This window comes from Streptomyces sp. NPDC087845 (assembly GCF_044742755.1).
Taxonomy (GTDB): Bacteria; Actinomycetota; Actinomycetes; order Streptomycetales; family Streptomycetaceae; genus Streptomyces.
Genome location: NZ_JBIUVC010000024.1, coordinates 14,670 through 35,714 on the forward strand (window position 1 = coordinate 14,670; position 21,045 = coordinate 35,714).

A 21,045-nucleotide genomic window follows, 5' to 3' on the forward strand; every position below is an offset into this window, starting at 1 on the left:
CAGCGATGCGGGAGCCGGTTGAACTCAGGCGGCAGCGAATCCTGTCGGTGGTGGAGTCGCGCGGCGCCGTCAAGGTCAGCGTGCTCGCGGCCGAGCTGGACGTCTCGGTGGTCACGGTCCGGCGGGACGTCGAGGAACTGGCCCGGGCGGGACGGCTGCGGCGCGGACACGGCGTGGCCCGGCCGGCGGGAGAGGCACAGCCGCCCGCCGCGGTGCCGGCACCGCGGGGTGACGGGTCCGCCGGGGACGGCGGCGCGATCGCCCTGGTCGTCCCCGATCGGCATTCGTACCTGTACGAGACCCTGCACGGCGCCCGGACCGTCCTGGAGGAGTCCGGGATGCGGATCGCGCTGCACATCGCGCACCAGTCGGCCGACACCGAACGTCCGCTGGTGGAGCGGGCACTGGCGGACGGCGCGCGGGGGCTGCTGATCGCGCCGCGCTGGCGCAACGCGCGCTCGGAGGAGCTGGACTACGGCTGGCTCGCGGACGTGGGGGTGCCGACCGTGCTGATGGAGCGCCGGCCCCGGCCGGGCAGTGCGCTGCACGCCCTGGATTCGGTCTGCTCGGATCACTGGTACGGGACGTATCTGGCCGTGGAGCACCTGGTGTCACTGGGGCATCGGCGTATCGTGCTGGCCGCCCGCGACGACAGCCCGACCGCGCGCACCATCCGCGCCGCCTTCGCCGAGATCGCCGCAGCCCGTGCGGAGGTGGAGGACTGGTCGGTGGTGCTCAGTTCTCCGGAGGCGGTGCCCGGCCCCGGCCCCGAATCTCCTGCTGCGGGAGCAGTCACCGCCGCGGGAGCCGACGCTCCGCCCGTCGCCGCAGCCGGCGCCCGCACGCCTCTCGACCTCGCCGCCCTGCTGAGGGAACGGGGCGCCACGGCGGCCGTGCTGCACGGCGACGTGGACGCACTGATGCTGGTGCAGCGGCTGGCGGAGAGCGGTGTCGAGGTGCCGCGCGACTGCTCGGTGGTGGCCTACGACGACGTGGTCGCGGCCCTCGGCAGCACGCCGCTGACGGCGGTGGCGCCGCCGAAGGCGGAGATCGGGCGGGCCGCCGCCGAGTTGCTGCTCCACCGGCTGTCCGGGGCTGCCGGCTCGGGCGGTCCGGTGCACCGGACGGAGCTGCTGCCCACGCTCAAGGTGCGCGGATCCGCGCGGGAGTGGGTCCCGACCACGAAATGATCGTTTGACCGCTTTGATTTTCTTCTGAGCGATCTATTGACCAGTTCCGATCAGCCGATCAAGATTTCCCGTGACCCGGATCAGAAGCCGCGGGAGGCGCACATGCCCGGCCGACGGAGCCGTCGATCCGTGCTCGCCACGATCGACGCCCTGCCGATGACAGGCGCGCTCAGCGCCTGCGGCGGCAGCGGCAGATCGACGACGGGGTCGGGCAGCAGGACAGCAGGAACTCGAAGCGGGCCACACCCATCACCGCCTGGCCTGCCCTGCGCGGCAGCCAGGCGTCTGGGGTCGCGTTCAACCGCACCCACGACACCGCGGGCTCACGGCGAGCGCCGGCAGGCAGCCGGGCCACCACCTCCGCCCCGTACCAGGAGAGAGATGTCCAGCACCGTCCCCGACGTACCCGTCACCCGGAATCGGCCGCGCGCCGCCGTCGCCATGAAGGCGGACGCCGCGGCCGCGCTCCTCGACGCCCGGTCCCTGGCCGCACTCGGCGAGGTGTACGACCTCGCTCCCCTGCCCGTGCTCGACGACTTCACCACCGACCGGGCCCGCGCCTTACTGGCGGACGCGGAGGTCCTGGTCACCGGCTGGGGCTGTCCGCCGCTCGACGCGGCCGCCCTGGCCGCCGCACCGCGCCTGCGCGCCGTCGTCCACACCGCGGGCTCCATCCGCGGCCACATCACCGAGGCCTGCTGGGAACGCGGCATCGAGGTGTCGTCGGCAGCCGCCGCCAACGCCCTGCCGGTGGCGGAGTACACCGTCGCGATGATCCTGCTCTCCGGCAAGCGGGCCCTGGAGCGGGCGCGCGACTACCGGACGGAACGCCGCCGCGACAACTGGCTCGCCACCTCGACCGAGGTCGGCAACTACGGCCGCACCGTCGGGATCCTGTCCGCCTCGCTGATCGGCCGGCGCGTCATCGAACTGCTGCGGCCGTACGACCTGCCGGTGCTGCTCCACGACCCGTACGTCACCGAGGCGGAGGCCGCCGCGCTCGGCGCCCGGTCCGTCGGCCTCGGCGAACTGTTTGCGCACAGCGACGTGGTGAGCGTCCACACCCCGCTGCTGCCGGCCACTCACGGTCTCGTCAGCCGTGAACTGCTCACCTCGATGCGTCCGGACAGTGTGCTCGTCAACACCGCGCGGGGCGCCGTCATCGACCAGGACGCGCTCACGGACGTACTCCGGCAGAACCGGATCCGGGCGATCCTCGACGTCACGGAGCCCGACACCCTGCCCGCCGCACACCCTCTGTGGGAGTGCGACAACGCATTGATCACCCCGCACCTCGCGGGCTCCCAGGGCAATGAGTGGCGGCGGCTGGTCGATCTGGCGGTCGGCGAGGCCGGCCGCTGGGCCGCGGGCGACGGTTTCGCCCATCCCGTACGACGCGAAAGGCTGGCATTCCTCGCATGACCGCACCCCACCTGGATTCGCCCCTCGAACTCCCCGCCGAAGACCGGGTGTCGAGCCCGCACACCGGCTACACCCGTGCGCACTGGGAGGCCGCGGCCGACGGGCTGCTCAAGGCCGCCTGGACGTGGGCCACTCCGGGCGGCGCGCTGCTGGACCTGCCGGGCAGGCCATCCGCGTCCGGTGTGCGCTCCGACGGTCTGGAGGGGTACGCGCGCACGTTCCTCGCCGCCGCCTTCCGGGTGGCGGGCGCGGACGGCAAGGACCCGCACGGCTGGCTCGACCGGTACGCGGACGGGCTCGCGGCCGGCACCCTCACCCCCGGCCGGGACGACGCCGAGTCGTGGCCGCTGATCCGCGACCACACGGTCTTCGGCCAGCCCATGGTCGAGTCCGCGTCGGTCGCCATCGGACTGCGGCTCACCCGGCCGTGGCTCTGGGACCGCCTGGAGTCCGGGGTGCGGGACCGCGCCGAGGAATGGCTGCGCGGCGCGCTGCGGCACGTCCCCTCCCCCAACAACTGGTATCTGTTCCCCTACTCCGTGGCCGCGTTCCTGGAGTCCGTGGGCCGGGGCGACGCGGAGACCGCGCGGGCGAAGGAGCGCGCACGCGGACTGCTGGAGGGGTGGTACCGCGGAGACGGCTGGTACGCGGACGGCGACGGCCGCGCCTTCGACCACTACAACGGCTGGGCGCTGCACCTCTATCCCGTGCTGGACGCGCATCTGTCGGGCGACGCCGAGCTGTCCGCGCACTACGGCGCCCGGCTGCGCGAGCACCTGGAGAGCTTCTCCCTGCTGTTCGGCGGCGACGGTGCTCCGATCCACTTCGGCCGGTCCCTGACCTACCGTTTCGCCGCCGCCTCGTCGGTCGCGCTCGGCGCCGTCACCGGGCACACCCCGCTCGCGCCCGGCGTCTCGCGCCGGGTGATCAACGGATCGCTGCGCTACTTCCTGGACCGCGGTGCGACGGGCACGGACGGGCTGCTGAGCCTGGGCTGGCACGGCCCGCACGAGGCGACTCTGCAGTACTACTCGGCCCCCGCGTCCCCGTACTGGGCGTCCAAGGCCTTCGTCTCGCTGCTCGCTCCGGACGGCCATCCGCTGTGGGCCGCGACCGAGGAGCCCGCCCCGAGCGAGGGCCCCGACCGGGTGCTCGCGCTGCCCGCGCCCGGACTGCTCGTCCAGTCCACCCGGGCGGACGGGATCGTACGGCTGCACAACCACGGCAGCGACCATGTGCGCCCGCACGAGGGCGAGTCGGGGGTCGCGGACGATCCGCTGTACAGCCGTCAGTCGTACTCCACGGTGACCGGCCCCACCTCGGCGGCCAACGCGGCGGACAACCATCTGGCCGTGGTCGTCGCCGGGGCGCGCAGCGGTCGCCGCGTCATCCGTCCGCTGGGCGCCGGGAGTGGTGACGGCTGGGGGTGGGCCGCGTCCTGGCACCGCCCGGTGTTCACGTCCGGTTCCCCGCTGGTGCCGGGGATGCGGGTGGAGAGCGTCACCGTGGTGCGTGGCCGGTACGAGCTGCGGGTGCACCGGGTGCTCGGCGCGCCGGCGGGCGCCCGGGTGGAGCAGACGGGCTGGGCGACCGGCCGGGACGACACGCTGACCTCCGCGCTGCACGGCCTGCACGGCTGGGAGTCGCGGGACGTGATGCGGGCCCCGCAGGGCACCGCGTACACGCGCTGGGCGGAGGTGCCCCGGCTCTCCGCGGCCGCGGAGGGCACGGTGGTGCTGGTGGCGCTCGCCTCGTTGACCGCGGAGGCCGGCGCGGCGCCGCTCGATGCGGTGGTGAGCGGGGTGGAGGTGGACGGGGACACGGTGGAGGTCCGCTGGGCGCGGGACGCGACGACGACACGTATCGGCTTCGCGCCGATGACGGTCACCCACGGGTGAGCACCGGGGTTGCGCGGTCGGGAGGCCGCGCAACCCCGCCCTCCCTACACGTCCGTCCGGATCACGACGGCCAGCGTGCGCGGACCGTGCACGCCCTCCACCCGTTCCAGCTCGATGTCGGAGGTGGCCGAGGGACCGCTGATGAGTGTCGTCGGCCGCTCCGGCACCAGCCGGGCCACCGCCTCCGGCACCCCGGCCTCGACCGTCGACAGATCGACGACACACACATGCAGATCGGGGACGAGGGAGAGCGCCCGGCGCCCCTGGTCGGGCGAGCCGTCCAGGAAGATCGTGCCGGTCTCGGCGCAGCTGACGGCCGAGGCGGTGACGACGCCGTCCAGCGCGTCGAGCCGGGGCGGCGGGATGTCGGCGCCGTCCTGCTGGACCTCTCCGTCGTACGCGCCGAGCCATGCCGGGTCGAGTCCGGCCGGCACACCGATCCGCCGGGCTCCGCGTTCCCGCAGCACCTGGGCGACGGTCGCGGCCGTGCCGTCGGCGGTGCAGGTGTGCACGTGCGCCTTGTAGTCGACGAGCCGGTCGGTGAAGAGGGCCAGGAGTTCGTCGTCGGGGAGGGTGCGGCCGGTGCGGTAGGCGCGCGGGACGGTGGTGTCCGGTGCGGGGGCGAGGACCAGGGCGTCCTTGATCCTGCCGAGCACCGTTTCACGAGCGGTCGTCACTTCTCCCCCTCCTCCTTCTTCTTCCGGTTCTTCTCGTACGCGTCGGCCGCGGCCCGCCGCATGGTCGCGGCGCCCTCGTCCGATGCCAGCCACGTGCGGAAGGACTGCTTCGGCGGCGCGGCGGTGTCGCGGCTGTCGCTCCAGCCGTTGAACGGCGGCGGCAGATGCGAGATCTTCCCGTCCCGCCCGGCGGCGATCCGGCCGATCACCGCCCCCTTCTGTGCGGCAGTGAACAGCTTCGGCTTCTTCATGACGGTGGCCGCGGCCTTCATGGCCAGCTTCTCCACCGTCAGACCGGCCTGCTCGGTGTGCTGGTGGCGCAGTTCGACCAGCAGAGACGGAATGTCGATCTTGACCGGGCAGGCGTCGAAGCAGGCGCCGCAGAGGCTGGAGGCGTACGGCAGCGAGCTGTTGGGGTCGTCCTTGGCCGCGTGCATCCCGGCGAGCTGCGGAGTGAGGACCGCGCCGATCGGTCCGGGGTATGTCGATCCGTACGCATGGCCGCCGGCCCGTTCGTACACCGGGCAGACGTTGAGGCAGGCCGAGCAGCGGATGCAGTTGAGCGCCTGGCGGCCGATCCGGTCGGCGAGCGCCGCGGTACGTCCGTTGTCGAGCAGCACCAGATGGAAGTCCTGCGGTCCGTCGCCGGGCGTCACCCCGGTCCACATCGAGGTGTACGGGTTCATCCGCTCGCCGGTGGAGGAGCGCGGCAGCAACTGCAGGAAGACTTCCAGGTCCTGATAGCGCGGCAGCACCTTCTCGATGCCCATGACGGTGATCAGGGTGTCGGGCAGGGTCAGGCACATGCGGCCGTTGCCCTCGGACTCGACGACGGCCAGGGTGCCGGTCTCGGCGACACCGAAGTTGGCCCCGGAGACGGCCACCTTCGTCGTCATGAACTTCTCGCGCAGATAGGCGCGGGCCGCGGCGGCGAGATGCGCGGGTACGTTGTCGAGGCCCGGGTCCACGCCCGGGATCTCCTTGAGGAAGATCTGCCGGATCTCGTCGCGGTTGCGGTGGATCGCGGGCACCAGGATGTGCGAGGGCCTGTCGTGCGCGAGCTGGACGATCAGTTCGGCGAGGTCCGTCTCGTACGGGGTGATGCCGGCCGATTCGAGGTGCTCGTTGAGGCCGATCTCCTGGGTGGCCATCGACTTGACCTTGATGACGTCGCTGCTGCCCGTCGCCTTGACCAGCCGGGTCACGATCTCGTTGGCCTCGACTCCGTCGCGCGCCCAGTGGACGGTTCCGCCGCGCTCGGTGACCTTCCGCTCCAGTTGTTCCAGCAGTTCGGGGAGGCGGTTCATGGTGTCGGTCTTGATGGCCGACCCGGCGTCGCGCAGCTCCTCCCAGTCGGGCAGTTCCCCGGTGACGTTCAGGCGTTTGGCGCGGATCGTGTGGGTGGCCCGGCCGAGATTGCGGCGCAATTGCTCGTTGCGGAGTTCGTCGTGGGCGGCCTCGGGGAAGTTCCGGTCACCGCGAAGGTTGCCGGTCCCGTACGGGGAACGGGGCGGGGTGGCGGGCATGCCGAGGAAGGTGCTGCTCATCGGACGGCCTCCGTCGGGACGTACGGCGAGGTGCGGGTGGAGGAGAGGATCTGCGCGAGGTGCAGGGTGCGGGTGCCCGAGGCGATGCGGGAGAGTCCGCCGCCGATGTGCATCAGGCAGGAGGAGTCGCCGGCAGTGCAGACGTCGGCCCCGGTGGTGGCGATGTTGCGCATCTTGTCCTGGAGCATCGCCGTCGACGTCTCGGCGTTCTTTACGGCGAAGGTGCCGCCGAAGCCGCAGCAGACGTCGGCCTCGGGAAGCTCGACGAGGTCGATGGAGTCGACGGCACGGAGCAGCTTCAGCGGCTTCTCGCCGACCCGGAGCATGCGCAGGGAGTGACAGGTGGGGTGGTATGTCACACGGTGCGGGAAGTACGCGCCGACCTCGGTGACCTCCAGGACGTCGACGAGGAGTTCCGACAGCTCGTACGTCTTGGCCTTGACGGTGGCGACCCCCGCGCGCAGCGCCGGGTCGCCGTACCGCTCGGCGACGATCTCGTGCTGATGACGGACCGAGCCCGCGCACGACCCGGACGGCATGACGACGGCGTCGATCGACGCGTCGCCGAACTGCTCGGCGAAGTTGCGTACCAGGGGCACGGGTTCGCGCTGGTAGCCGGTGTTGACGTGCATCTGGCCGCAGCAGGTCTGCCCCGGCGGGAACACCACGTCATGGCCCAGGCGGGCGAGCAGGACCGCGGTCGATTTCACCGCCTCGGGGAAGAGCGTGTCTCCCAGACAGGTGGCGAAGAGTCCGATGCGCATGAGGTCTCTCCGATCGTTTCTTCAGATTTTTATGGTCCGACCATACTAGCCTCGGTCCGGAACGTGAAGGATGCGACGCGCCTGGACAGCACCCACAGCAGGTCATGCACCTGACAATCACATCCGGGTCCCGCCCGCCCGACCGGACTCGCGCACGCGCATCCGCAGCCGGGATCCCCTACCGCCGGTCGGAGTTCTCGTCGACCAGGGTGCCGTGGAGGCTGCGGATGTGCCGCTCCACCAGGTCGGCGGCGCTCGCGCCCCTGCCCGCGCGGACCAGCCGCAGGAGCTCCGCGTGCTCCACGTTGAGCGCGGCGGCCGTGGCCGGCCAGTCCTCGGCCTCCTCCAGAGCGCGCAGGATCAGCGGACGCACCGACTCCCGTACAGCAGAGGTGAGCGTGGAGGTCAGTTCATTACCGGAGCTCCGGGCGATGTGCACATGGAAGCGGGTGTCCAGGTCGTTGAACTCGGGTACGCCCACATCCGGCTCCCCCATCCGTACGACAAGGGCCTCCGCCTCGTCGAAGTCCTCCGCCGAGGCATGCTGTGCGGCCGCCTCGAAGCTGGACCTCTCCAGCACGACGCGCGCTTCCAGTACGTCCTCGAGGCTGTAGCTGCCGAGCGCGAAGTGCAGACGCAGCAGCCGACCGAGGGCATCGTCCGGATTGCGCACGATGCGCGCCCCGGCATCCGGCCCCCGGCCCGGCTGGGCCACGAGCACACCGATGGTCTCCAGCACTCTCAGCGCCTCACGCAGCGCGGACCGGCTGACGCCGAGAACCGGTGCCAGCTCACGCTCGGGCGGCAGCCGGTCACCGGCCCTGAGGTCACCGGCGAACACCCGCTGCTCGATGCTCTGGAGCACGAGTTCATGCGTACGTGACTGCCGTACGGGTTGCCACTCGACGGGCATCCCGCCACCCCCTGCCTCGGCCGGAATCGTCCGGTTGCCGTCGCCTCTGCCGCCTGATCCTCCACTATGTCACACATCACGTATGGTCGGACCAAAGATAGGGCGTCACCGGGCTCACCGCCCGGACCGCCGGCCCACCGGCAGCACGGCGACGATCAGTCCGGCCGCAGTCGTGATCACTCCCACGAGTGCCACCGCGGACCAGCCGCTGTTCGCCCAGGCAAGCGTTCCGGCCAGCGACCCCAGGGCGATACCCAGGAAGCGGAACGTGAAGTACAAGGTGTTGAGCCGACTGTGGACGGCGGGGTCGAGCGCGAACAGGGCCGTCTGACTGGCGGCCTGGCTCCCCCAGACCCCCACGTCCAGCACGACCACCCCCACGACGATCCAGCCGAGTCCGCCGCCCCCGGGCAGGAGCAGCAGCCATCCGACGACGACCAGGCCGATCAGCGCGGCCAGGGCGCCCCGGTGGCCGAACCGCTCGGCCAGTCTCCCCGCGTGGGGCGAGGCCAGAGCACTGGCCGCCGCCACGAGTCCGAAGAGCCCGATCCCGGTCGGCCCGAATCCGTACTCCTTCTCCAGCAGGAACGTCAGCGCGGTCCAGAACGCACCGAACGCGACCCCGACCAGGGCGCCGGAGAGGGTGATCCTGCGGATCAGGGGCTGCGAGGCGAAGAGCCGCGGCAACGAGAGGAGCGTGGCCCGGTAGCCGGCACCGGTGGCCGCCTGTCCGCTACCCGACGGGACATGCGGCAGCGCACGTCGCAGCACCAGCATCAGGAGCAGCGTCAGCACGCACGAGCAGCCGTACACGGCCCGCCATCCGAGCAGGTCGCCCACGGCTCCGGCGTAGGCACGGGAGGCGAGCACCCCGGTCAGCAGACCGGCCTGCACGATGCCGACGATCCGTCCCCGGCCGACGCCCGGAGCCCCGCGGTCGGCGAGTGCGACGGCGAGCGGTGTGACCAGCTGAGGGACCGGGGACAGGAGCCCGACGGCGAAGCTCGACACGATCAGCCACCCCACCGAGGGTGACAGCGCACAGGCGGCCAGGGCCAACGCCGAGGCGGCACCGAGGCCCAGGATGAGCCGACGCCGGTCATGGCTGTCACCTGCGGGGACGAGCAGCAGAATGCCCGTCGCATAGCCCAGCTGCGTGGCGGTGGGCACGGCCCCGAGCGCGTCGGGCGCGACCCCGAACGCGGCTGCCGCGGCCCCCATCAGCGGCTGGTTCAGGTAGACGTTCGCGGCGGTGACGGCACTGGTGGCCGCGAGCAGCGCGGTCAGGCGCCGACCGGTGGCGCGTTCCGGGTCGGGGGCGAGGTCTGTTTCGATCACATGGCCCGACGCTAGGCCGACCCCGTACTGGCATACTTTCGTTGTTGCGCCAATACCTGTCGAGAGTGCGCCAATGTACGGCAAGAGTGAACTTCGTGACGACTACCAGGATGTGCCCAGGCCCGTCGCGGCGATGGCCCGTGACCTGCCCGACGGCCATCACATCCCGCCGCACGAACACCCGCGGGCCCAGCTGATCTACGGCACGACCGGCGCCATCACCGTCGCCACCGGCCACGGAGTGTGGGTGGTTCCCGCCACCCGCGGCGTCTGGGTTCCGCCGGGCCTCACCCATGCGATGACCTGCGCGGGAGCGGTCGCCATGCGCACCCTGTACATCGAGGCGCAGCCGGACTGGCAGCTGCCCGCGGACCCGACCGTCGTCTCCGTCTCCCCGCTGCTGCGGGAACTCATCGACGAGGCGACGCGGCTGCCCGTGGAGTACGAGCGAGCGGGCCGGGACGGCAAGGTCATGGAACTACTGCTGCTCCAGCTCGCACCGCGGCCCGTCCCGGCACTGCACCTGCCGGCTCCCGCCGATCCGGAGCTGGCCGGGCTCTGCGAGGCGATCCGCGCGCACCCGGGCCTGCCGTGGTCGACGCAGGACGCCGCCGCCCATGCGCATATGAGCCGGCGCAGCCTGCAGCGCAGGTTCGCCGCCGCGACCGGGCTGAGCCTGGCGCGTTGGGTGCAGCAGGCCAGGATCATTCACGCGGTCACCCTGCTCGCCCGGAACACACCGGTCACGGCGGTCGCGCTCGGTCTCGGATATGCGACACCGAGCGCCTTCACGGCGATGTTCCGCCGGGCGCTGGGCACGACCCCCTCGGCGTATTTCGCCGGCCCCGACGCCTCCGGTCCCCGTACGTGAGGACCGCGGGCGGCGTACTCCGTCCACCTCGGCGGTGCGAAGACGGCTCCGCTGCCCGTTCAGTCGGCGAAGGACCCGTGGCGGCCCGCACCGCCTCCGAACCGGTCGGCACCGGCCTGCGTCTCTCCCGCGGTGAGCGGCACCAGGCCGTGCCGGTACTCCGCGGCCAGGGCGTCCGGCTCGCTCAGACCGTGCTGCTCGCGCGCCGAGAGCCGGTCGTGGCGCAGGCACAGTTGCGGGAACGCGGCGATCTCCCGGGCGAGCCGCTCCGCCGCGCGGCGCGCCTCGCCGGGTGGGACGATCCGGTTGGCGAGCCCCATGGCGTACGCCTCCGAGGCCGGGACGGGGCGCCCGGTGAGGATCATGTCCATGGCCCGGCTCTCACCGATCAGCCGTGGCAGCCGTACGGTCCCGCCGTCGACCAACGGGACTCCCCAGCGGCGGCAGTACACCCCGAACACCGCGTCGTCCTCGGCCACCCGCAGATCACACCAGACGGCCAACTCCAGCCCTCCGGCCACCGCGTGCCCCGAGACGGCCGCGATGACGGGCTTGCTCAGGTTCATACGGGTCGGCCCCATCGGCCCGTCGCCCCCGGCCAGGACCCGGTTGCCGCGTTCCGTACCGATGCCCTTCAGGTCGGCACCCGCGCAGAACGTACCGCCCTCGCCCCACAGCACGGCGACGGCCGCCTCCGGATCGGCATCGAACTCACGGAAGGCGTCGGCCAGTTGACCAGCCGTCGGGCCGTCCACGGCGTTGCGGACCTCGGGCCGGCTGAGGATCACGGTGAACACGGGGCCGTCGCGCTCGATCCGTACCGCGGGTTTCTCGCTCATCGTCCGCCCTCCCACAGGGGGTCGCGCAGGGCCCGGCGGAGGATCTTTCCGACCGGGACACACGGGGTGGCGTCCACGAAGCGCACGGTCTTCGGAACCCCGTGTCCGGCCAGCCTGGCACGGGCGCGGTCGGCAGGGGCGGCATCGGAGACCTTCGCCCTCGTTTCGAAGGGAGCCGAAGGCGGTGACGGTCTTCACCCGGGCGGGGCCCGGATTCATCTGATTCTCACGCAACCGTTCTACGGTGGGCCGCGTGACCCAGACGAGCCCGCCCGGTTGGCATCCAGACCCCGGGCATACAGGAACCGGCCCCCTTCACGAGCGCTGGTGGGACGGCGGCCAGTGGACCGACCACCTCCGCGTACCGCCCGCCGCGATCCGGCGCCGCCGGTTGCGCATCGGCATCGGCATCACCGCCGGTGCGGTGGTGCTCGCGACCGTCGGAGGCGGCCTCTTCCTGCTGTCGGACCATTCAGGCGGGTCGAAGGACGATGCGGCCACCGCGCCGTCCGGCGCGCCCAGCCGCGGGCCGGGCGCGCCGGGAGGCGGCGGCCGCGGGGGCGGCGGTGGGGGCGGGGCACCCGAGCGACAGCTGCCGCAGACCGAGGACGGCTTCGCCACGGACCTGGCCAGTGGCATCAGTCTCCCGGTGCCCGACGGATGGACGGGCACGTCGGGGATCGCCGGAGCGGGAGTGACCACCGGCGAGTACGCCTGCCCCGGCAACACGTCCGAGCAGTGCGTGCGCGGCGGGGTGTTCTCCATGCCGGCGAAGGCCCTGAAGCTCGACACCACAACGGCGAAGGCCACGGCGACGAAGGACATTTCCTCGAACGCCGAGGAGTCCTACGGCGAGAAGATCTACGGAGGCATCACCTCGCATCAGCAGCTCAAGTCCGGTCCGGTCACCGTGGCCGGCCAACAGGGCTATCTGGTGCGCTGGAAGGTGGTGACGAAGAGCGGCGACGACGGGTACGTCCAGTCGCTGGCCTTCCCGTCCCCCCACGCCAAGGACATGCTGATCGTCGTGCGTTCCGGCTTCGACATCGCCGCCAAGGCTCCGGAACTGTCCGTCATGGACGACATCACCGAGGGCATCAAGGCCGCCTCGGGAGCGGGCTCCGGTCCCGGCACCACCGCGTAGGAACACGGCGGAGGACCGGGTGGGCGGGGCGGGCGTCATACACCGCCGTGCGAGCGCCGACGGGGTGAGTACGAAAGGACGGCCGGACTGAGTACGTCGTCCCATCCGGCGGCGGGCCGCGGCTGATCGAATGACCGCCATGGCTCCTGACGCACCGCACCGTCCCCGCATGCAGCATGTCACCACAGCCGGAACGGCCCTGGCCGTGACCCTGGCGCCACTGGTGATCGGGGTGCTGCTGGCCAAGACCATGTCGACGGACCCGATGACGCCGGTCAACGCGATGGTCACCAGGGGCGGGCAGCCCGTACCCGTCTCGCCCGCACAGTGGCGCAGGTGCGGCAGGCAGGCGCTGCGCAGGTGGCAGGAGCCGCTGAACGTGTGCAGGCGCCCGGGCTCTCTTGTGCGGCGGCGCCCGGGGGTACGGCGCCCGCGCAGGCCCGTGGCGCCGCCGCGCGAGCGCTGAGGGGCCACGGGCCCGGCGCACCGGGCGGAACCCCGGGTGTCAGGTCCGCCGGCAGTGCAGGAACAACTGGGGCTCGGCCGAGGCTCCTTCGTGGGCCGGGGTGAACAGGCCGCTCTGCTCCCACATGATCGTGAACCCGGCCCCGGCGACCAGCCGGGTGAACTCCTCGGCGCCGAAACTGGTCGCCCGTACCTTCTGTCCCATGAAGACGACGCCGACGTCCTCGACGTCCAGCGGCACCGTGGCGACGACCAGGTGGCCTCCGGGCACCAGCAGCCGCCCCAGCTTCCGCAGGAGCCGGGACTGGTCGTCGCGGGACATCTGAAGCAACGAGAAGTAGACGCAGATCGCGTCGAAACTCCGCTCCTCCAGAGGAAGTCCGCGAATGTCGGCGCACTCGAAGGACGCGCCGGGCACCTGTCGGGCCGCCAGATCCACCATGACGGGCGACACATCGACACCCAGCACGTCGTGACCGGCGTCGGCAAGGGTCCGCGCGGTCGGCCGGCCCGTTCCGCAGCCCACGTCCAGGACCCGGCTGTGCGGGGCGAGGCGGTCCAACAGCCACCGCAGCGAGGCGTGGTGGGTGGCCGAGTCGGCGAACGCCCGCTCGTACTCGGCGCCCAGAGCGTCGAACACGGTTGCGGCGGGGAGGCCTTGGTCTTCGTCCATCGATGCGCGTCCTTCCATTGCCCCGGCGGCTCCCCGGGATCGTTTCATCATTCACAGCGGCCTTCAACGCTCCGCCGCCCGGTCGGGGACCCCGGTCGGAAGCCGGTCCGCGCCGGGCCCGGTCGGTGGCGGGTGCGACCGCCGTCCACACCATGGCGATGGCACCGTCGGGCACGGCGCCGGCATCAGCGCCGTGGGGCGTTCTTTCGACACGCCGTTCCGGTACGGCGGGTGCGGATTCCGGATCGTCACGGGCGGCCACCACGGAAACACCCCACCCGCTCGACCGGCCGGCGCACCGGGCGCTTCGCCGGATACGACGCCAAGCGGAAAATCCGGTGACCAGCCCGCACCGGGCTCACTACACTCGCCGCGAAGCGCACACGGCGGCAACATCGCGTGCGCACCATGACGAGCGAGGGGAGACCGGCCATGCGTGAGCGCAGCGCCGTTGTCGTCCCCCCGTCACGGTACGAGGTGATCCTGGTGTCTTCGAGCGCCCGGTGCCCGCTGCGCGGCCGGTACCGGAGATCCGAGACGAGCAACTGACCTCTGTCCCATCGGCGTTGAGGCGCCGGGGCGGCTGCGCGCCGATACGGTGCGCCGCGGCAGGGGTTGCTGCGTGGCCTGACCGCAGGCCGGCTCGTCCGGACATCGCGCCGCCCCGCATCCGGATCACCCCGAAAGGCCATGGGCCGTGCGTACCGAACTGCACCGTCATCCCACCAGTCCGCCGACCGGCGTTCGCAACCTGGGCATCCTCGCCCACGTCGATGCCGGCAAGACCACCGTCACCGAACGGATCCTCTACCTCACCGGCACCACCCACAAGCGGGGCGAGGTCCATGACGGGACGACCGTCACCGACTTCGACCCCCAGGAACGGGACCGGGGAATCACCATCTTCGCCGCTGCGGTGAGTTGTGACTGGGGCGGCCACCGGATCAACTTGATCGACACCCCGGGCCACGTCGACTTCTCGGACGAGGTGGAGCGCTCGCTGCGGGTGCTCGACGGTGCCATCGCGGTGTTCGACGCCGTCGCGGGGGTCGAGCCGCAGAGCGAGTCGGTGTGGCGGCAGGCCGATCGGCACGGGGTGCCTCGGATCGCCTTCGTCAACAAGCTGGACCGCGCCGGTGCCGACCTCGACTCGGCGGTCGCGTCGATACGGGAGAGGCTGGGCACGGTCCCGCTGGTGGTGCAGTTGCCGATCGGGAAGGAGGACGGGTTCACCGGAGTGGTGGATCTGCTGCGCATGCGGTCGCTGGTCTGGGCCGACGGCCGCGGCACGTTCGAGGAGGGACCGGTGCCGGACGGTCTGCGGGAAGAGGCGCACCGGCGGCGCCGGGTGCTGGAGGAGACCGTGGCGGAGCTCCATCCGACGGCGTTGGAGGAGTTCTGCACGGATTCGACGGTCTCCGCCCGGACCCTGGCGGCCGCATTGCGCGATTTGACCCGTAGCGGTGAGGGCGTTGTGGTGGTGTGCGGATCGGCCTACCGCAACCGCGGGATCGAGCCCCTGCTGGAGGCCGTCGTGGCCTATCTGCCCTCGCCGCTGGATGTGCCGGCGGTACGCGGCACCCTGGACGGCGCCGAGCAGGAGCGGCCCGCCGACCCGGCCGCGCCGTTCGCCGCGCTGGTGTTCAAGGTGAACTCGACCGCCACGGGGCGGCTGACCTACCTGCGTGTGTACTCGGGAACGATCCGGAAGGGGGACGCGGTGCTGGACGTGGGCGCGCGGCGCAACGAGCGCATCGGCCGGATCCTGCGGGTCCGGGCCGGGCAGCACTCGGACGTGGACCAGGCGTCGGCCGGGGACATCGTCGCGGTGATCGGGCTCAAGGCGGCACGCGCCGGGGCGACCCTGTGCGCACCCGCGGCGCCCCTGGTTCTCGAACCGCCTTCCGTCGCCGACCCGGTGGTCTCCGTGGCGGTGGAGGCCCGCAGAAGCGTCGACACCGACCGGTTGGTGTCCGCGCTGGCGCGGCTGGTCGAGGAGGACCCGTCGCTGGTGGTCCGGTCCGACCCCGAGACCGGTCAGACGGTGCTGTCGGGAATGGGGGAACTGCATCTGGAGGTCGCGGTGGAGAAGATCCGCCGTGCTCACGGGCTGGAGGTCGGGGTCGGCCGGCCGCAGGTGGCCTACCGGGAGACGGTCGTCCGCGGCGTCTCCGGACTGGTGTACCGGCACGTCAAGCAGGACGGCGGCGCCGGTCAGTTCGCCCACGTCGTCCTGGACGCGGAGCCGCTGCGGGCCGCGGGTGGCGACGGCTTGGGCGGCACGGTGGGCTTCGTGTTCCGGTCGGTCGTCGTCGGGGGCCGGGTGCCGCAGGAGTACGTCCGGGCGGTCGAGGCCGGCTGCCGGGACGCCCTGGCCGAGGGCCCACTCGGCGGTCACCCGGTGACCGGGCTGCGGGTCACACTGACCGACGGGGCGACCCACTCCAAGGACTCCTCGGAGATGGCGTTCCGCACGGCCGGCCGGCTCGCGCTCCGTGAGGCGTTGCGCAACAGCGCGATGGTGTTGCTGGAACCGGTGGTGGAGGTCACCGTCACCGTGCCCGACGACGCCGTGGGCGGGGTGCTCGGCGACCTGGCCGCACGGCGCGGACGGGTCTCGGCCTCGACCGCGCGGGCCGGCGCGTCGGTGATCACCGCGACCGTGCCCCTGGCGGAGCTGTTCGGCTACGCGACCCGGCTGCGCAGCCGGACCCGGGGCCGGGGGACCTTCACCACCCGGGCCACCGGCTACGCCCCGGTGCCGAGCACGGTGCCCCGGGGGACACCGGACCGGTAGACCCCCGGGGTCGGGGCCCCCCCCCCCCCGGGGGGGGGCCCCCGGGGGGGGCCCCCCCCCCCCGGGGGGGGGGGCCGACGCGGTCGCTCCCCGCCTGCCGGGGGCAGGCGGCGGCCGCACTCCGGCCACGGCGGATCTGCGCTGGAAGCGCACCCTCTTGCGAGCGAACCGTTCCCTGAAGGTCAGATGTGCCAGGACATCATTCGGCCCCGTCCGTACTCCCCGTTGCCGGACGGCGAACCGGTGAGCACGATGGTGTCAATGACCCCGGAGAAACCGGAAGTTGAGGATTCGGCGGCTTCTCACCGAAGTGGTCCCGCGGAGTTCGCCGGACCGCAGGCGGCGGGTGGCGGTGGGAGAGCGACCGGATGCCGTCGGAACCGGTTGCCGCCCCGCATGCCGGGGCATCGGACCGAAGGGGCCGCCGAGATCAGACCAGCGGAACCGGGTAGGTCGGGTACTCCACGCCGGACACGTGCTGGACGACGCGAATGACCTGGCAGGAGTAGCCGAACTCGTTGTCGTACCACAGGTAGAGGATCGCGTTGTCGCCCTCGACCTTGGTGGCGCCGGCATCGACGATCGAGGCGTGGCGCGAGCCGATGAAGTCGCTCGACACCGCGTCCGGGGCGGTGGTGAAGTCGATCTGGCGCTTGAGCGGCGAGGTCAGCGACACGTTGCGGAGGTAGTCGAGGACCTCCTCGCGCTCGGCCTCGCGGCCGAGCCGCAGGCTGAGGATCGCGATCGAGACGTCCGGTACGGGAACGCGGATCGAGCTGCCGGTGATCGGCGCCTTCAGCTCGGGCAGCGCCTTGGCGACGGCGGAGGCGGCACCCGTCTCCGTGATGACCATGTTGAGCGGCGCCGAGCGGCCACGCCGGTCGGCCTTGTGGTAATTGTCCAGCAGGTTCTGATCGTTGGTGAACGAGTGGACGGTCTCCACGTGCCCGCGCAGCACGCCGTACTCGTCCGCCATCGCCTTCAGCGGCGGGACGATCGCGTTGGTGGTGCAGGAGGCGCAGGAGAGGATCTGCTCGTCCGGCTTGATCGTGTCGTGGTTGACACCGTGCACGATGTTGGGGACGTCGCCCTTGCCCGGGGCCGTCAGGACGACCTTGTCGATTCCGGGGCGCAGGTGCTTCGACAGGCCCTCGCGGTCGCGCCACTTGCCGGTGTTGTCGATGAGGATGGCGTCCTTGATGCCGTACGCCGTGTAGTCGATCTCCGACGGGTCGTTGGCGTAGATCACCTTGATCTCGTTGCCGTTGGCGACGATCGTGCTGTTCGCCTCGTCGACGGTGATCGTGCCCTGGAACTGGCCGTGGATCGAGTCGCGGCGCAGCAGCGAGGCGCGCTTGACGATGTCCTGATCGCCGCCCTGGCGGACGACGATGGCGCGCAGCCGCAGGCCGTTGCCGGAGCCGGCCTTCTCGATGAGCAGCCGGGCGACGAGACGGCCGATGCGGCCGAAGCCGTAGAGGACGACATCGCGTCCCTCGCGGCTCTCGATCTTGTTGGCGCCCGTGGCGCCGGCGACGGCCTCGGCGGTGAACTCCTCGACCGAGAGACCGCGGCCGTCGGTCTTGAACGTCGCGGCGAGCATTCCGATGTCGATCTGGGAAGGGCCGAGATCGAGCGTGGTGAGAGCCTGCAGGAACGGCAGCGTCTCGGTGACCGAGAGTTCCTCGCCGTCGATCTGGCGGGCGAATCGGTGGATCTTGAGAATGCTGACCACCGACTTGTTCACCAAGGAGCGGCTGTGCAGCAGGACCGTCACGTCCCGCTCGCGGTGCAGCTTCCCGATGACGGGGATCATCGACTCCGCGATCTCCTCGCGGTTCTTCCAGTTGGTGAACGAGTCGTCATTGACAGTCACAGGCTTATCTTTCGAGCTAGGCGGCGCTCATATGCTAACCCCCTGCACTTTTGATCATTCAAGCGGTGCGGCTTGGGCGGGATGCCGCGATCGACCCCACGGCCATGCCGGTGCAGAGAATGGGCCGGTTTGCCGCATAAAGCCGTTCCGACACGTTCCGATTTGCGCACATTTGATCAACTTTGCCCACTGCGTGATCCCGGCACCACCGCCGCCCCTCCCATCGGCCGGGGCTCCGCCCCTGCGCGTTCCCCGCTCAGGCGGCGGGGCCGATGGTGACCTTGACGTGTTTCATGATCGGCTGGTCGCTCTGGGTGCTGTGGTCGCAGAGCGCGCACAGCACGTTCATCTCGGGCATGTATCCGGCCGCGCAGCCTCGGGGGATGTTGTAGGGGATGGCGAGGAAGCCGTTGAGGTATCGCTTGCTGCCGTCCTTGGCGGTGCTGGTGATGTCGACGGGAGCGAGGTCGGAGATGCCGCGTTCGCGCATGTCGGCCCGGTTCATGAAGACGAGCGTGCGCAGGTTCTTGATGCCTCGGTAGCGGTCGTTGTCGGAGTAGATGGTGGTGTTCCACTGGTCGTGGGACCGCAGGGTGCCCAGTGCCAGGGTGCCGGGGGCAGGGACGACGTCGGGCAGGGCAGCGGTGGAGAACTCGGCGCGTCCGGACGGGGTGAGGAAGACCAGTTCGCGGGCGGGTTGCTTGATGCGGAAGCCGAGGGGCAGGCGCACACGGCGGTTGAAGTCCTCGAAGCCGTCGAGGACTTGGGCCATGGTGTCCCGGATGCGGTCGTAGTCCTCGATGTACCGCTCCCAGGGAGTGGTGCTGTCGGGCAGTGCGGCGCGGGCCAGGCCGGCGATGATGGCGGGCTCGGACAGCAGGTGCGGGGAGGCGGGGCGTTTCATGCCGACGGACAGGTGGACCATGCTCATCGAGTCCTCGACGGACATGCTCTGGACGCCCTTGCGCTGATGGTCCTTCTCGGTGCGGCCCAGGCACGGCAGGATGAGGGCCTGACGGCCGTGGACGAGATGGCTGCGGTTCAGCTTGGTGCTCACCTGGACGGTGAGGTCGCAGGAGCGCAGCGCCGCGCAGGTGTACTGGGTGTCGGGCGCCGCGAGGGCGAAGTTGCCGCCCATACCGACGAACACCTTCACATCGCCCCGGTGCATCGCCCGGATGGTGCCGACGGTGTCCAGGCCGTGCTCACGAGGCGGCTGGATCCCGCAGACCCGGGCCAAGCGGTCCAGGAACTCCTCGCCGGGCCGGTGATCGATGCCGCAGGTGCGATTGCCCTGGACGTTGCTGTGCCCGCGTACGGGTGAGGGTCCTGCTCCTTCCCGTCCCAGGTTGCCGCGCAGGAGAAGCAGGTTGACGATCTCCCGGACGGTGTCGACGCCGTGCTCGTGCTGGCTGACGCCCAGGCACCAGCTGACGATGCTGCGATCGGCATCGCCGTACACGCGCGCCGCTTCGAGGATGTCGGCGCGGCTCACCCCGGACTGGTTCTCGATCTCCTCCCACGGCGTGGACTCGCACAGGGCCCGGTAGTCCTCGAAGGAGGCGGTGTGGCGGGCGATGAACTCCTGGTCCAGGGCCTTGGGGTCGGCTCGGGACTGCTCCAGGACCGCCTTGGCCATGCCGCGCAGCAGCGCCATGTCGCCGCCGATGCGCGGCTGCAGGTTCAAGGTGCTGGTCCGCGTCGCCTTGAAGAGCGCCATGTCCGTGAAGTCGTGCGGGACGATGGTGCGCGTGGCGGCCGCCTCGACCAGCGGATTGATGTGCACGATCCGGGCGCCGCGGCGATGCGCGTCGGAGAGGGCGGTGAGCATCCGCGGCGCGTTGGAGGCCGCGTTGACTCCCAGGATGAACAGGGCGTCCGCGCTCTCCCAGTCCTTGAGGTCGACGGTCCCCTTGCTGGTGCCCAGCGACGCCTGCAGGGCGCGGCCGCTGGCCTCGTGGCACATGTTGGAGCAGTCCGGCAGGTTGTTCGTGCCCAGTTCGCGGGCCATCAACTGGTACAGGAAGGTGGCCTCGTTGCCGAGACGGCCGGAGGTGTAGAACGATGCCTGGTTCGGGGAGTCCAGCCCGCGCAGGGCACGGCCGGCCACCTCGTACGCGTCCTTCCAGCCAATGGGGACGTAATGGTCCGAATCGGGGTCGTAGACCATCGGTTCGGTCAACCGGCCCTGGTTTTCCAGCTCGTAGTCGCTCCACCCGGACAGCTCGGTCACCGAGTGGGCGGCGAAGAACTCACGGCCGACCCGTTTACGGGTCATCTCCCAGGTGACGTGCTTGATCCCGTTCTCACAGATGTCGAGGTGCAGCCCCTTGGTGTCATCGGGCCACGCGCATCCCGGGCAGTCGAAGCCGGTGTTCTCGTGGTTCATCCGCGCGATCGCCCGCGGGCCGTCCACCAGCGCGCCCTCACGCACCAGGAATTGGCTCACGCTCTTGGCGGCACCCCAGCCGGCGGCGGGATGGCGATAGGGGCGGAACCGCGGACCGTCCGTGGGAGTGGGCCCCACACGGGGCTCCGGCCTTTCCTGCTCCTCGTTCGACGCGCTCAAGACTCTCACCCTTCCGCCACGCGGGCGTGGGCCGATGAACAGCAATTCCACTCAGCCTAGGT

The 21,045-nt window shown here is 71.3% G+C and carries 17 protein-coding genes; 7 read left to right on the forward strand and 10 right to left on the reverse strand.

Annotated features, from left to right (window positions below; genetic code table 11):
• Window positions 1–5 precede the first annotated feature (5 nt).
• Window positions 6–1,190, forward strand: coding sequence for a substrate-binding domain-containing protein (locus ACIOMQ_RS36965; RefSeq protein WP_401757014.1), 1,185 nt, complete (start codon window positions 6–8; stop codon window positions 1,188–1,190).
• A 169-nt stretch (window positions 1,191–1,359) separates the two neighbouring features.
• Here ACIOMQ_RS36965 and ACIOMQ_RS36970 read toward each other — a convergent pair whose 3' ends face one another.
• The gene (locus tag ACIOMQ_RS36970) at window positions 1,360–1,491 is read right to left on the reverse strand and encodes a hypothetical protein (protein ID WP_362211849.1); all 132 of its coding nucleotides are present in this window, start codon (window positions 1,489–1,491) and stop codon (window positions 1,360–1,362) included.
• Window positions 1,492–1,571: 80 nt separating this feature from the next.
• Here ACIOMQ_RS36970 and ACIOMQ_RS36975 point away from each other — a divergent pair, with 80 nt between their 5' ends.
• Together ACIOMQ_RS36975 and ACIOMQ_RS36980 are read left to right on the forward strand one after the other, a co-directional pair.
• A complete protein-coding gene (locus tag ACIOMQ_RS36975; protein ID WP_362211846.1) occupies window positions 1,572–2,612 on the forward strand; it encodes a hydroxyacid dehydrogenase in 1,041 nt (346 codons plus the stop codon).
• Window positions 2,609–4,510, forward strand: a complete 1,902-nt coding sequence (locus ACIOMQ_RS36980; RefSeq protein ID WP_401267678.1) for a DUF2264 domain-containing protein — start codon at window positions 2,609–2,611, stop codon at window positions 4,508–4,510. The genes ACIOMQ_RS36975 and ACIOMQ_RS36980 overlap by 4 nt, the downstream gene beginning before the upstream one ends.
• A 44-nt stretch (window positions 4,511–4,554) precedes the next feature.
• Here ACIOMQ_RS36980 and ACIOMQ_RS36985 read toward each other — a convergent pair whose 3' ends face one another.
• From ACIOMQ_RS36985 to ACIOMQ_RS37005, 5 genes are all read right to left on the reverse strand, one after another.
• Window positions 4,555–5,187: a lactate utilization protein C gene (locus ACIOMQ_RS36985; RefSeq protein ID WP_402192105.1), complete on the reverse strand. Its 633-nt coding sequence runs from the start codon at window positions 5,185–5,187 to the stop codon at window positions 4,555–4,557.
• Window positions 5,184–6,734 (reverse strand): lactate utilization protein B, encoded by a 1,551-nt coding sequence (locus ACIOMQ_RS36990; protein ID WP_401267674.1) that lies wholly within the window; start codon window positions 6,732–6,734, stop codon window positions 5,184–5,186. The genes ACIOMQ_RS36985 and ACIOMQ_RS36990 overlap by 4 nt, the downstream gene beginning before the upstream one ends.
• Entirely contained in the window at window positions 6,731–7,498 is a 768-nt protein-coding gene (locus ACIOMQ_RS36995) for a (Fe-S)-binding protein (protein ID WP_401987546.1), read from the reverse strand. The genes ACIOMQ_RS36990 and ACIOMQ_RS36995 overlap by 4 nt, the downstream gene beginning before the upstream one ends.
• 178 nt (window positions 7,499–7,676) lie before the next feature.
• Window positions 7,677–8,411, reverse strand: a complete 735-nt coding sequence (locus tag ACIOMQ_RS37000; RefSeq protein ID WP_362211831.1) for an FCD domain-containing protein — start codon at window positions 8,409–8,411, stop codon at window positions 7,677–7,679.
• A gap of 114 nt (window positions 8,412–8,525) precedes the next feature.
• Window positions 8,526–9,749 (reverse strand): MFS transporter, encoded by a 1,224-nt coding sequence (locus ACIOMQ_RS37005; RefSeq protein WP_402192107.1) that lies wholly within the window; start codon window positions 9,747–9,749, stop codon window positions 8,526–8,528.
• A gap of 73 nt (window positions 9,750–9,822) precedes the next feature.
• Between ACIOMQ_RS37005 and ACIOMQ_RS37010 the strand changes: the two genes are divergently transcribed.
• Window positions 9,823–10,620 (forward strand): helix-turn-helix transcriptional regulator, encoded by a 798-nt coding sequence (locus ACIOMQ_RS37010; protein ID WP_362211825.1) that lies wholly within the window; start codon window positions 9,823–9,825, stop codon window positions 10,618–10,620.
• Window positions 10,621–10,679: 59 nt separating this feature from the next.
• Here the strand turns inward: ACIOMQ_RS37010 and ACIOMQ_RS37015 are convergent, their stop codons facing one another.
• Entirely contained in the window at window positions 10,680–11,459 is a 780-nt protein-coding gene (locus ACIOMQ_RS37015) for a crotonase/enoyl-CoA hydratase family protein (protein ID WP_362211822.1), read from the reverse strand.
• A gap of 253 nt (window positions 11,460–11,712) precedes the next feature.
• Here ACIOMQ_RS37015 and ACIOMQ_RS37020 point away from each other — a divergent pair, with 253 nt between their 5' ends.
• Window positions 11,713–12,603: a DUF2510 domain-containing protein gene (locus ACIOMQ_RS37020; protein WP_402192109.1), complete on the forward strand. Its 891-nt coding sequence runs from the start codon at window positions 11,713–11,715 to the stop codon at window positions 12,601–12,603.
• A gap of 169 nt (window positions 12,604–12,772) precedes the next feature.
• Window positions 12,773–13,069, forward strand: coding sequence for a hypothetical protein (locus tag ACIOMQ_RS37025; protein ID WP_401267667.1), 297 nt, complete (start codon window positions 12,773–12,775; stop codon window positions 13,067–13,069).
• A gap of 39 nt (window positions 13,070–13,108) precedes the next feature.
• Here ACIOMQ_RS37025 and ACIOMQ_RS37030 read toward each other — a convergent pair whose 3' ends face one another.
• Window positions 13,109–13,741 carry a class I SAM-dependent methyltransferase gene (locus ACIOMQ_RS37030; protein WP_362211813.1) on the reverse strand — a complete coding sequence of 211 codons (633 nt, stop codon included), beginning with the start codon at window positions 13,739–13,741 and terminating at the stop codon, window positions 13,109–13,111.
• Window positions 13,742–14,438: 697 nt separating this feature from the next.
• On the opposite strand from ACIOMQ_RS37030, the gene fusA reads away from it, so the two are divergent.
• Window positions 14,439–16,538: an elongation factor G gene (fusA, locus tag ACIOMQ_RS37035; protein WP_362211810.1), complete on the forward strand. Its 2,100-nt coding sequence runs from the start codon at window positions 14,439–14,441 to the stop codon at window positions 16,536–16,538.
• A gap of 430 nt (window positions 16,539–16,968) precedes the next feature.
• On the opposite strand, the gene ACIOMQ_RS37040 is transcribed toward fusA, so the two are convergent.
• The gene (locus ACIOMQ_RS37040) at window positions 16,969–18,414 is read right to left on the reverse strand and encodes a glyceraldehyde-3-phosphate dehydrogenase (RefSeq protein WP_362212800.1); all 1,446 of its coding nucleotides are present in this window, start codon (window positions 18,412–18,414) and stop codon (window positions 16,969–16,971) included.
• 256 nt (window positions 18,415–18,670) lie between these two features.
• Window positions 18,671–20,983 carry an FdhF/YdeP family oxidoreductase gene (locus tag ACIOMQ_RS37045; RefSeq protein WP_401987550.1) on the reverse strand — a complete coding sequence of 771 codons (2,313 nt, stop codon included), beginning with the start codon at window positions 20,981–20,983 and terminating at the stop codon, window positions 18,671–18,673.
• Window positions 20,984–21,045 lie beyond the last annotated feature (62 nt).

Coding starts and splice junctions, on each gene's coding strand:
- ACIOMQ_RS36965 (WP_401757014.1), top strand. CDS start 6: ATGCGGGAGCCGGTTGAACTCAGGCGGCAGCGAATCCTGTCGGTGGTG.
- ACIOMQ_RS36975 (WP_362211846.1), top strand. CDS start 1,572: ATGTCCAGCACCGTCCCCGACGTACCCGTCACCCGGAATCGGCCGCGC.
- ACIOMQ_RS36980 (WP_401267678.1), top strand. CDS start 2,609: ATGACCGCACCCCACCTGGATTCGCCCCTCGAACTCCCCGCCGAAGAC.
- ACIOMQ_RS36990 (WP_401267674.1), bottom strand. CDS start 6,734: ATGAGCAGCACCTTCCTCGGCATGCCCGCCACCCCGCCCCGTTCCCCG.
- ACIOMQ_RS36995 (WP_401987546.1), bottom strand. CDS start 7,498: ATGCGCATCGGACTCTTCGCCACCTGTCTGGGAGACACGCTCTTCCCC.
- ACIOMQ_RS37000 (WP_362211831.1), bottom strand. CDS start 8,411: ATGCCCGTCGAGTGGCAACCCGTACGGCAGTCACGTACGCATGAACTC.
- ACIOMQ_RS37010 (WP_362211825.1), top strand. CDS start 9,823: ATGTACGGCAAGAGTGAACTTCGTGACGACTACCAGGATGTGCCCAGG.
- ACIOMQ_RS37015 (WP_362211822.1), bottom strand. CDS start 11,459: ATGAGCGAGAAACCCGCGGTACGGATCGAGCGCGACGGCCCCGTGTTC.
- ACIOMQ_RS37025 (WP_401267667.1), top strand. CDS start 12,773: ATGCAGCATGTCACCACAGCCGGAACGGCCCTGGCCGTGACCCTGGCG.
- ACIOMQ_RS37030 (WP_362211813.1), bottom strand. CDS start 13,741: ATGGACGAAGACCAAGGCCTCCCCGCCGCAACCGTGTTCGACGCTCTG.